This is a genomic window from Mucilaginibacter gossypiicola (assembly GCF_900110105.1).
Classification (GTDB): domain Bacteria; phylum Bacteroidota; class Bacteroidia; order Sphingobacteriales; family Sphingobacteriaceae; genus Mucilaginibacter; species Mucilaginibacter gossypiicola.
The window spans coordinates 504225-516057 of record NZ_FOCL01000003.1 but is presented as its reverse complement, the minus strand read 5'-3'; the positions used below and the strand labels follow the sequence as shown (position 1 = coordinate 516057).

General features: G+C 42.9%; 9 protein-coding genes. 7 read left to right on the top strand and 2 right to left on the bottom strand.

All coding sequences use genetic code 11. From position 1 onward, the window contains the following. Window positions 1–4 precede the first annotated feature (4 nt). From BMX50_RS12010 to BMX50_RS12000, 3 genes are all read left to right on the top strand, one after another. Window positions 5–3181 carry an efflux RND transporter permease subunit gene (locus BMX50_RS12010; RefSeq protein WP_091210761.1) on the top strand — a complete coding sequence of 1059 codons (3177 nt, stop codon included), beginning with the start codon at window positions 5–7 and terminating at the stop codon, window positions 3179–3181. Window positions 3182–3584: 403 nt separating this feature from the next. Beyond that, window positions 3585–4157 (top strand): hypothetical protein, encoded by a 573-nt coding sequence (locus tag BMX50_RS12005; RefSeq protein ID WP_091210760.1) that lies wholly within the window; start codon window positions 3585–3587, stop codon window positions 4155–4157. Window positions 4158–4275: 118 nt separating this feature from the next. Beyond that, window positions 4276–4848, top strand: a complete 573-nt coding sequence (locus tag BMX50_RS12000) for a hypothetical protein (RefSeq protein WP_091210759.1) — start codon at window positions 4276–4278, stop codon at window positions 4846–4848. Window positions 4849–5130: 282 nt separating this feature from the next. Here the strand turns inward: BMX50_RS12000 and BMX50_RS11995 are convergent, their stop codons facing one another. Further along, window positions 5131–6324 carry a pyridoxal phosphate-dependent aminotransferase gene (locus BMX50_RS11995; protein ID WP_208864689.1) on the bottom strand — a complete coding sequence of 398 codons (1194 nt, stop codon included), beginning with the start codon at window positions 6322–6324 and terminating at the stop codon, window positions 5131–5133. A gap of 93 nt (window positions 6325–6417) precedes the next feature. On the opposite strand from BMX50_RS11995, the gene BMX50_RS11990 reads away from it, so the two are divergent. Genes BMX50_RS11990 through BMX50_RS11975 form a run of 4 tightly spaced genes read left to right on the top strand, consistent with a single transcriptional unit; the run spans window position 6418 to window position 9703 of the window. Further along, entirely contained in the window at window positions 6418–7392 is a 975-nt protein-coding gene (locus tag BMX50_RS11990; RefSeq protein ID WP_091211098.1) for a cation diffusion facilitator family transporter, read from the top strand. Continuing rightward, entirely contained in the window at window positions 7392–7832 is a 441-nt protein-coding gene (locus BMX50_RS11985) for an NUDIX domain-containing protein (protein WP_091210758.1), read from the top strand. The genes BMX50_RS11990 and BMX50_RS11985 overlap by 1 nt, the downstream gene beginning before the upstream one ends. After that, a complete protein-coding gene (bioA, locus tag BMX50_RS11980) occupies window positions 7829–9094 on the top strand; it encodes an adenosylmethionine--8-amino-7-oxononanoate transaminase (protein WP_091210757.1) in 1266 nt (421 codons plus the stop codon). Before BMX50_RS11985 ends, bioA begins: the two co-directional genes overlap by 4 nt. Before the next feature lie 3 nt (window positions 9095–9097). Then, window positions 9098–9703 carry a hypothetical protein gene (locus BMX50_RS11975; RefSeq protein ID WP_208864688.1) on the top strand — a complete coding sequence of 202 codons (606 nt, stop codon included), beginning with the start codon at window positions 9098–9100 and terminating at the stop codon, window positions 9701–9703. 210 nt (window positions 9704–9913) lie between these two features. Here BMX50_RS11975 and BMX50_RS11970 read toward each other — a convergent pair whose 3' ends face one another. Further along, window positions 9914–11791, bottom strand: a complete 1878-nt coding sequence (locus BMX50_RS11970; protein WP_091210756.1) for an LTA synthase family protein — start codon at window positions 11789–11791, stop codon at window positions 9914–9916. Window positions 11792–11833: the final 42 nt, after the last annotated feature.

The window sequence follows — 11833 nt, the reverse complement described above, 5'->3', positions numbered from 1 at the left end:
AAGAATGATCGCAGATACTTTTATAAAACGACCGGTTACAGCCATTGTAATATCCCTGGTGATATTAATAGTGGGTATCCTGTCAATAACCAGCCTGCCAATAGGCCAGTACCCTGATATTACACCGCCTACCGTATCTGTAAGTGGTACATATACCGGTGCCGACGCACTAACAGTTGAACAAACGGTAGCAACGCCGGTTGAGGTGCAGGTGAACGGTGTGCCAGGCATGACCTACCTGCAAAGTAACAGCAGCAGTAACGGACAAATGAGCATGACCGTTAACTTTGATGTTGGTACTGATATCAATATCGCAGCGCTCGATGTGCAGAACCGCGTTGGTATTGCCTTACCTACATTACCTCAGGAAGTACAGCGTTTAGGTATGGTGGTACGTAAACGTAACCCAAGTATTTTGATGCTGGTGGCTATGTTTAGCCCCAAAGGTACCCATGATGTTACTTTTACCGATAACTATACCAACGTATTTATAAAGGACGCTATTTTGCGTACCAAAGGTGTGGGCGACGTTGTTACCCGTGCCGATGACTTTAGTATGCGTATCTGGCTTAACCCGGATAAACTTGCTGCCTTAGGCATGAGCGCTGCCGACGTAACCAATGCATTGCAGGAACAAAATGCGCAGGTTGCTGCCGGTACAGTAGGTGCTACGCCTCAATTAAAGGGACAAACATTTGAGTATTCGGTGATTGTAAAGGGGCGTTTAGAGAAGCCGGAAGAGTTTGGTAACGTGGTTGTTAAAACCCAGCCTAATAATGGCGGCATAGTACACCTGAAAGATGTTGCCAGGATTGAACTGGGTAAGTTCAACTACTCGGGTAATTCATTTGTTGATGGTAAACGCGCTTCTTACCTGCTGGTTTATCAGGCCCCAAACAGTAACTCGCTCGAAACTGCTGATAATGTGTATGCTACCATGGATGAGCTTAAAAAGAGCTTTCCTAAGGATATTGATTATGTAGTGCCTTTTGAGGCTATAACTGTGGTAAAGGTATCAGTAAGCGAGGTGATTGATACATTGGTTATTGCCCTGGCACTGGTTATTTTGGTAGTGTTCCTGTTTTTACAAAGCTGGCGTACAACCCTTATTCCGGTACTGGCTATTCCGGTATCTATTATTGGAACGTTCATCTTCTTTATTCCGCTCAATTTTACTATCAATACTTTAACGCTGTTTGGTTTCGTACTCGCCATTGGTATTGTGGTAGATGATGCCATTGTGGTGGTGGAAGCTGTGCAGCATTATATGGATGAGGAGGGCATGACGCCTAAAGAAGCCACCCAACACGCCATGGCCGACATATCTGCACCGGTAATAGCCATTGCGCTGATTCTTGCCGCGGTGTTTGTGCCGGTAGGTTTTGTGCCCGGTATAGTGGGACGCTTATATCAACAGTTTGCTATCACCATCGCTATATCTGTATTGATATCAGCTTTTGTGGCGCTGTCATTAACACCAGCGTTATGTACCTTATTGTTAAAACCGCATAAGATTGATGAAAACTCCGGAGGGCTTAATAAATTCTTCTTTAAGTTTAACAGCTGGTTTACCAGTGTAACAGGCAGGTATCGCAATACGGTTGATAAGAGTATCAAGAACTCAAAGTATATTATCATTTTGTTGGTATGTATCATTATTGGCGCGATACTTTTATTTAGAAGTAAACCATCCGGTTTTATCCCGCTGGAAGATGATGGGCGTGTGTATATCACTTTTGATTTACCTGAGGCGTCAGCAACCGGTCGTACTGTTGATGTGTTACACAACATGATGCGAACGCTTGATAGCGTACCTGAAATTGCTCACTACGCGGCATTGGGTGGTTTGAATGCCATCAGCTTTGCAAGTAAATCAAATAGTGCTACCATATTTGTGCAGCTAAAGCCATGGGATGAGCGTAAGGAGAAATCACAACAAATAACGGCCCTTGTTGCGAGGTTAAACCAAAAACTTGGTAAGTATAAGGAGGCTAATGTTGTGGTGATCCAACCACCGGCAATTCCGGGTTTGGGTAGCACAGGTGGTTTCTCGTTTATATTGGAGGAAAAACAGGCCGGTGGCGACATCAAGGTATTTGAGAAAACACTCCGAACGTTTTTGGGGGCTATTAACCAGCGTAAGGAGATAGCAAGGGCGTTCTCGTTCTTTACCGCCAGTACACCAGCTTACCAGTTAACGATAGACAGGGAGAAATCTAAAAAGCTTGGCGTGGCGATATCTGACGTAAACAACGCACTGCAAACCTATCTGGGTAGTACCTATATTAACGACTTTACTATTTATGGCCGTAACTTTAGGGTAGTAGCCCAGGCCGATACAAGCTATCGTACCAACGTGCAAAACATCGGGCAGTATTTTGTTCGTAATTCATCAGGGGCCATGGTGCCATTAAGTACGCTCACATCCTACAAGGTAATTGAAAACTCGCCATTGATATCACACTATAACCTGTTCCGTTCGGCCGAAATCAACGGTAGTACCAAGCCGGGCTATAGCAGTGGTGATGCCATTACCGCATTGAAAGAAACAGCCGCACAGGTATTGCCGCAAGGTTATGGTTACGAGTTTTCAGGTCTGAGCCGTGAAGAGTTATTATCCGGTTCAAAAACGGTATACATCTTTGCATTGTCAATAGGGTTCGTGTTCCTGTTCCTGGCTGCTTTGTACGAAAGCTGGTCAGTGCCGTTCTCTGTACTGTTGTCGGTACCGTTGGGTGCCTTTGGCGCTATCTTGTTCCTGTCGTTCTTTGACGGTCTTACCAATAACGTTTACGCGCAGATCGGTTTGATAACGTTGATAGGTTTGGCGGCTAAAAACGCCATCCTGATCGTTGAGTTTGCCAAAGAACGTGTGGATGCAGGTATGGAACTGGAGAAGGCTACACTTGAGGCCGTTCGGCTGCGTTTAAGGCCTATCATCATGACATCAATGGCCTTTATATTAGGCGTTGTTCCGTTGATGATTGCGTCAGGTGCAGGTGCCGAAGCCCGTAAAACCATTGGCTGGACGGTATTTGGCGGGATGCTTACCGCTACATCGTTAGCTATATTTATAGTACCGGTATTATTTTACCTGATCACTAAAATGGCTTATGGTAAAGAAAAACTTGCTGAGCTCGAAAAAAATTATGATCCTAAAAAACATGGGCCAGAGGCTTAACCATATTGTTTGAATTTTGTAAAAAGAGAGGCAAAAGCCTCTCTTTTTTTGTTTTTCAGCTGCTTTGGTATGCCATTCATCCTACCGTCATCTGCTTTTATTGACTAAAAATTGCGTGTTTCTATACACTTTTGCCTTATATGCAGGGCAGTTTCTAACCGGATTTTTACTTTGGCAGGCAGCTGTTTTTGACGCGGGAATACCTGCTGTACAGCCCGGAAATGACGCTGATTTTCAATTACTAAAGTTGCGATAGTTGGATAAATTGCGGTTGTTGTTATGGTTAATTAAATGTTGACAAAGGTAAAATTGGCCAACATGGCAAAGTATTTGTTAAGATGGGGTTAATACAATGAAAAATTAACATAATACATTGTAGACTTTGACTAAAAAAAACACAACTATGAAAACAATGACTAAACTGATAGCTTCGGCATTTACTGCAGCAGCTATCTTTATCGGAACAAATGTAAAAGCTCAAACTACACCTGCCAATGCGTTACGTTTTGGAATAGGTTTAGAAGCAGGTATTCCCACTGGCAATGCACATGACATTTCAAATTTTGAATTAGGCGGTACTGCACGTTTGCAATACGGCGTAAATAACAATGTTGCCCTTACCTTGACTTCTGGTTATTACAACTTTTTTGGTAAGACCTATAGTTCAAGTTTTTCTGATGCAACATCAACAACCACTGTAACTGTTAAAGGCAGGTCATTAGGTATGATCCCTGTAAAAGCCGGTATCAAAGCGTTTGTTGGTGATGGATTTTATTTTTCAGGTGAAGCAGGTGCAGGATTTGAAGTTCACCCACCGGTAGCAGGGGGGGAGAAAGACACTAAACTTATCCTTTCTCCGGGTTTGGGTTATGCGACTAAATCATGGGATATTGGCGTTCGCTACGAAAACTTCTCGGGCCAAAGCAATAACTATGGCTTAGTAGGCGTACGTTTAGCTTATGGCTTTGGATTATAAGCTACATAATAAAAACTGTTACAAAAGCCTCCTGTTATGTATAACAGGGGGCTTTTATTTTTTTATACATTTGCCGCCTTGTTAATAAAAAGTTAACAGGAGTTTAAATTACAGCTATATGAAAAATAAAATTACAAAGGTTATAGCCGGTGTATCAGTTGCGCTGGCTTTATTTACTGCCAAAAATGTAAAAGCTCAAACTACCCCGGCTGATAAATGGCGTTTAGGCATTGGTCTTGAAGTAGGGAGGCCAATTGGAAACGCTCACGATATCTCAAACTTTGAGTTAGGCGGTACAGCCAGGTTACAGTATGGTTTAAGTAATAAAACGGCTTTAACCCTTACTTCCGGCTATTATAACATGTTTGGTAAATACGTTACCGTCCTTGATGCAAATGCGGCAGGAACAGGAGTAAAAGAAAAATCAAAAGATCTTGGCATCATTCCGGTAAAGCTTGGTATTAAATCGTTCCTTGCCCACAGGTTATATTTCGGAGCAGAAGCAGGTGCCGGTTTTGAAACAACTTCTCTTTATCCGGATGGCAGCAAAGATACCAAGCTTATCCTTTCGCCAACTATTGGTTATGCAACCAAAGTGATTGATTTAGGCTTACGTTACGAAGGCTTCTTTGGTCAGGGTAACAGCTATGGTCTGATTGGTTTACGCATCGCTTATGGGTTTGGATTATAAACTAAACAGAACCATGATTTTTAGGATTTCAGGATTAGCCTGATTTTCATAAAGCAGTTACAATAAAAAAGACCTTGCCACTGGCAAGGTCTTTTTTATTTCTGAACCAGGATTTGGGTAGATTTACTGGATTTATAGGATTTTACTTTTTGTTGTCTGAACTCGAATTAAACGAATGAAAGAATTTTCTGAATCGTTTAGCAGTCTGTTAATTCTATAAATTCTGATTCAGACAATTAAGATCCTGGTAATCCTCAAATCCTAAAAATCAAGGTTCAGTTATTACGCTAATTTACCCAGTGCTTCTTTTAGCCTTCTCATAGCCTCAATCAGCTTATCTTCGGCAGCAGCATAAGATAAACGGATAGAAGACGGATCACCGAATGAGTCACCGCCAACAGTGGCTACGTGGCCTTCTTCAAGCAGGTATAAGCTTAAATCGTCTGAGTCATTGATCACGCGGCCGTTATAGCTTTTACCAAAGAATGAGGTAACGTTAGGGAAAAAGTAAAATGCACCATCTGGCAGGTTTACATTAACGCCATCAATCTCGCTTAATAATTTATAAACTATATCGCGGCGTTTTTTGAATTCGGCACGCATTTCAAGTACGCTTTCCAATCCGCCTTCGTAAGCGGCAACACCTGCACGCTGGGTGATTGAACATGTACCTGAAGTTACCTGGCCCTGCATTTTATCAAAAGCAGCGGCAAGCTCTTTGGTGCTGGCAGTGTAGCCAATTCTCCAACCGGTCATGGCAAAAGCCTTAGACCAGCCGTTGATGATCACTACGCGATCTTTAATATAATCAAACTGTGCAATAGATTCGTGCTTGTCAACAAAGTTGATGTGCTCGTATATCTCATCGCTCAGGATGTAAACTTGCGGATATTTTTCAAACACTTTAGCTAAACCTTCCAGTTCATCTTTGCTGTAAACGCTTCCTGTAGGGTTACATGGCGATGAAAACATGAACAGTTTGGTATTAGGCGTAATAGCAGCTTCTAATTGCTCGGGAGTAATTTTAAAGTTGGTATCAACGGTAGTGTTAATGAAAACACTTTTACCTTCGGCCAATTTAACTACTTCGCTGTATGAAACCCAGTAAGGGGTAGGGATGATCACTTCTTCGCCGGGATTAACCAAACATAATACCGCGTTGGCGATAGCCTGCTTGGCACCTGTAGATACAACGATATCGCCGAAATCATAGTCAAGATTGTTCTCGTTCTTCAGCTTGGCAACTACGGCTTTACGAAGTTCAGGGTAGCCTGCTACGGGTGTGTAGTAGGTGAAGTTCTTGTCCATGGCCTGCTTGGCAGCTTCCTTGATGTGCTCAGGGGTATGAAAATCAGGTTCGCCAAAGCTAAGGCTGATCACGTCGACACCTTTAGCGGCAAGTTCACGGCCCAGTTTGGCCATTTTAATTGTTGCAGATTCGGACAGGTTTTGTATCCGGGTACTTAATGCGCTCATATAAATTGTGTTATCGCGGCAAATATAGAAAATAACTTTACTGCTACTTACGGTTGTTATTTTTTAAATTTGCGGCCTAATACCACCCTTGCTTTGAATCAACAAAAAAGGATCATTTTAATTTCGCTTATAACAGGGATAGTGCTGATGCTGGCGAAATTTGGCGCCTACTTTTTAACAGCTTCCAACTTTGTATTAACCGATGCTGCCGAGAGCATTGTAAACGTAATAGCAAGCTCATTTGCTTTTTATAGTATCTACCTATCTGCCTTACCGCGCGATGAAAACCATCCTTACGGACATGGTAAGGTTGAGTTTTTTTCCGTTTTTATAGAAGGATCGCTTATCGGCATTGCCGGATGCATCATCATTGTAAAATCGGTGTACAGCTTTTTCTTTCCTAATATTATTCATGACCTGTTCACCGGTGCTATTATCATAGGCATTACCGGAGCTATTAATGGTGCATTGGGCTATTATATGATCCGTAAAGGAAAGGAGCTTCGGTCTATGACCCTTGATGCTGATGGGCGTCATTTGCTGGCCGATACAGTTACCAGTGGTGGCCTGGTAGTTGGTTTATTATTGATAGAATTTACAGGAATTTTATGGCTGGATAGTGCGCTGTCTATATTAGTTGGCCTTTATATAGTATTCAGCAGTTACAAACTGGTGCGTAAATCGGTAGGTGGGTTGATGGACGAGGCCGATTTTCAGGTGGTGACAGATATTATTAACGTTTTGAGCGAGAAGCGCCGTGAGGCCTGGATTGATGTGCATAACCTGCGTGCGCAGAAATATGGTCATGAGCTGCATATTGATTGCCATATGACGCTCCCAAGCTATTTCGATCTGAATACAGTGCATACCGAAATATCATTGGTTGATAAGATGATCAATAAGGATATGGGTATTAAAACGGAACTTTTTATCCATGCCGATCCTTGTTTGCCTGATTGCTGCCATTACTGCAGTATGCCCAATTGCCCCATCCGGTCGGAAGCGCAAACCGAAACCATAGCCTGGACGTTGGAAAAGGTTGTACGTAATAAAAAACACTTTGAATAATGGAATACTTTAATGTAAGGGTTTACGGCCTGCTATTGAATGACGATGATGAGTTGTTGATAAGCGACGAACAGGAGTATGGCATACGCTTTTCAAAATTTCCGGGTGGCGGCCTTGAACTGGGCGAAGGCTTGATTGACGGTCTTAAACGCGAATTTATGGAAGAGTGTAACCTGGAGATAGAGGTGGTAAGCCATTTTTATACTACCGATTTTGCTGTTAAATCGGCATTTAACAATTCGCAGATCATCAGCGTATATTATATGGTGAGAAGCCTAACCCCCGTTAATTTAAATATCAAAACCGTGGCTTTTGATTTTGATGGGGAAGGAGAGGTGCTGCAGGCTTTCAGATGGGTACCGCTTACGGCGTTAAGCACAGCTGATTTTGAATTTCCGACAGATAAACGTGTGGTTGAACTTTTACAGAACGAACTATGAATCTTACCGAAAGGGATTTACAAGTAATATGGCATCCTTATACCCAAATGAAAACCGCACAGCCGCCTGTAGGCATTGTGCGTGGTGAAGGAGCGCTGTTATTTGATGAAGAAGGAAAACAATACATTGATGCGGTATCATCGTGGTGGGTAAACATCCATGGTCATGCCCATCCTTACATTGCCAAAAAAGTGTCAGAACAGCTTCATAAACTGGAGCATGTGATATTTGCCGGCTTTACCCACCAGGGTGCGGTTGAACTGGCCGAACGCTTGCTTGCGATTTTGCCGGCAAATCAAAAGAAAGCCTTCTACTCTGATAATGGCTCAACCGCTGTTGAAGTAGCCATAAAAATGTGCCTGCAATACTGGCTTAATAAAGGCGATCAGCGCACTAAAATCATCGCTTTCAATAATGCCTATCATGGCGATACTTTTGGTGCTATGGCGGTAAGCGGCAGAAGTGCGTTTACCAAAGCTTTTGATAGCCTATTATTTGAAGTGGAGTTTATCGATATACCCAACAAGGAAAATATCGAAAGTCTCAAATCTCAGATCTCAGATCTCAAATCTCAAACCGCCTGCTTTATTTTTGAGCCGCTTGTTCAAGGTTCGGCCGGAATGATCATGTATGAGGCTGAATATCTGAATGAACTGATGGCGCATTGCCGCAAGGAAGAAGTAATGCTGATTGCTGATGAGGTGTTTACCGGTTTCGGGCGTACTGGCAAGTCCTTCGCTACAAATCACGTACAGGTTGAGCCGGATATCATGTGTTTTTCCAAAGGGCTTACAGGTGGCACCATGGCGTTGGGTTTAACTACCTGCACGCAGCAAATCTATGATGCCTTTTTATCCGACGATAAACTGAAAACCCTTTTTCACGGGCATTCATTTACTGCTAACCCGATCGCTTGTGCTTCGGCGCTGGCCAGTCTTGACCTGTTTCAACAACCTGAAACAGCAGAGAATATTGCGAGGATCAAAGCTGCCCACACGGCCTTTGCTGATAAGATCCGTAATCACCCTAAAATAAAAACGGTAAGGCAAACAGGTACGATAGTGGCTATGGAATGGGAAACGGGCGATAATACATCGTACTTTAGCTCACTAAGAGATAAGCTTTATCACTACTTTTTAGCGGCAGGGATCATATTGCGCCCTTTAGGCAACGTTATATATATTTTACCGCCATATTGCATTACTAATGAGCAACTCAATTATGTTTACAGCAAAATTGAGCAAGCTCTCGTAGAATTATAAATTATGCTGAACAAAATACTACCTGCCATAATAGCCGATAATGAACTGCACTCACGCTGGTTAAATACATTGTCGTTGATGGAAAATACCGGCGCACGCAAAATTTCGGCCAGCGAAGACCCGCTTACCGTTACTTACATCATATTGAAGCATGCTGCAGAAGAGCACCGTCACGCTTTCTACCTCAAAAAACAGCTGGAAAAAACTGGTGTAACGCTGCCAACTTATGCAGCTGAATACCTGTTGGCCCCGGGCTCAAGTAAATACTACTTAAACCAGCTGGATGTTGATGTTTGCCGCTATTTAAAAAGCGAACTTAAACTGAAAGGTGCCGAGCTCCGTTTTGCCGCATACTTGCTGGTAACTTATGCTATTGAGGTTCGTGCTGATGAACTTTATCCCATTTACCAGGATGCCCTTGATGAAGCCGGCAGCAAGGTGAACGTAAAATCCATCATTTTAGAAGAAGAAGGCCATTTGGAAGAGATGATCAACCAATTGCAGCATTTCTCGCCGCAATGGGAGCTGCACGCTCAAAAAGCGGTTGAATTTGAAACCAAGCTGTTTAATCAATGGGTTGAGCAGTTGGGGAAAGAGCTGACTTTGTAAGCAATAAAAGCCATGTCATTGCGAGCGTAGCGTGGCAATCGCACGGAAGCAAATCCGCCCTGTATAGCATGCGATTGCTTCGTCGTTCCTCCTCGCAATGACATGTTTAAAGAGGGTGTCATGCTGAGCCTATCGAAGCATGGTGGGTAGGCCTCTGCGCGCGAGTCTTCGACAAGCTCAGACTGACAGCCCTATTCAACAATAGGAAAATCAATAACTCATATACTCCGTAAACACCTGCTGCAGATATGCCTTGCCATAAGCAAGTGCAGCTTCGGTAGTCTTTTCATCTGCATTGCGCTTGCTGTTATAGATCATGGTGCGGCCGGCATTGTCGTAAGATACAGCTTGCCCGGGTTGCATAAATCCGAAACCATTATCCCAATCAAAAAAAGCAAACTCTTTACTATTTGGATTCAGGAGGTCTTTTGACCACTTAAACTGGTTGTGCCGCATACCTAATTGTGCCATCAGGGTAGCGGCAACATCGGTTTGTCCGCCAAGCTTGCCGATTGTTTTGCCGCGGTATTCGGGTTTGATCACCTCGCCAAAGAACAAAAGCGGAATGTGGTATTTGGCCGGATCATAGGCTTCGGCAGTATTGCGGGGTAAACGATGCCCATGATCGGCTACCAAAATAAATAGGGTGTTTTTGTACCAGCTTTGTTTTTTAGCATGTTCAAAATAAGCATTCAGGCATGAATCGGTGAAGTAGGCCGTGCTCCTGAATTTGTTGGCCGGATCGCCGTTAGCATCGTCAGCAAAATGGTGTTTTACCGGCAAAGTGAATGGCTCATGATTGCTTGATGTTTGCACATAATTGAAGAAAGGCTGCTTCTGCGTGGCGGAATATTGCAGATTTCGGGTAAGCAAGTCATCATCATAAACGCCCCATTGTGTTTTTACATGACTATTGTCAAAGCTTGCTTCATCAATAATATGATCGATATTATGCGAAGTCATGAATTTATCAAAATTCATGTAATTACTTTTACCGCCATAAAAATAGGCCGTTTCATAGCCCGCGTCTTTAAACGATGCGGATATGGCCGGAAGTTTTTTATGCTTAACGGTATCGCTTATAATGGTACGAATAGCCTGTGAAGGGAAGCCGCTCATGAGGGCCACAATACCTTTATCGGTACGATCGCCGGAAGCATAAATGTTGTTAAAAAACAATCCGTTTTTAATGAATTTTTCAAAGTTTGGCGCAACACCCTTATCACCGCCCAACGATTCGATTACATCGGCTGTATAGCTTTCCATTTGAATGATCACCACATTAGGCCTGCCGGTAGTAAGGATCTGTTGGGTTGAATTATTTTTAACACTGTACAATTCATCAACAGTTTTTGCAGCCTCATCCGGGTGGTCGTATAGGTATGGGTTATAAAGCGGGCGCAGATTTTCAAATACGTTATTGAACAGGTTCCACTCGGTGTTGAGGGCACTTTGGTTCAGGATCTGCTTTTCAGAAAAATAAGCAGAATTCTGACTTACCGGCTTAGCTTGCAAACCGCCACGCATCAGCACAAAATTCACAAATAGCAGTAATGTAGTAAGCGAAAGTTTGAGGCTTGGCCGGGCGTCGGGCTTTTTGAATTTGTAGTTAATAATAAAGTGGGATAGTACTATGCCTGTAGTGAGCAAGGCAATGCCAATAAAAATACATTTACCAACCGGCGATGAACCGCTTGAAGCAATAGCTTCTGAAGGGGCATGATAAAACGAAGTAAATACCCTGAAACTAACCTTGGTTCCCCACTCGCGGAAAATATTGAAGTTAAGCACCGTATTTAACGAAATGCAGAACAGGCAAAACCAAACGTATGCTTTTAGCCAGATAGGTTTTATCCTAACCTTTGGAATGAACCAGTTGATGGCAAATACAAGGATGGGGATTACACAGATATAGGCAGTTGCTGAGATATCAAGCCTTAAGCCCCAGAAAAATGTTTGCAGGATCTCGCCAATTTTGGCGTCGTTTAGCTTGTGCAGAAAATAGATCTCAAATGTAGCCCGCGTTATCACGAAGAAGACGAGCCAAAAGACGAAGAATCTGAAAAAGCTAAAAAGGTTCCTTAACATGGGGTAACAAAAATAGTATTTTGCTACAATGTTAAGGAACCT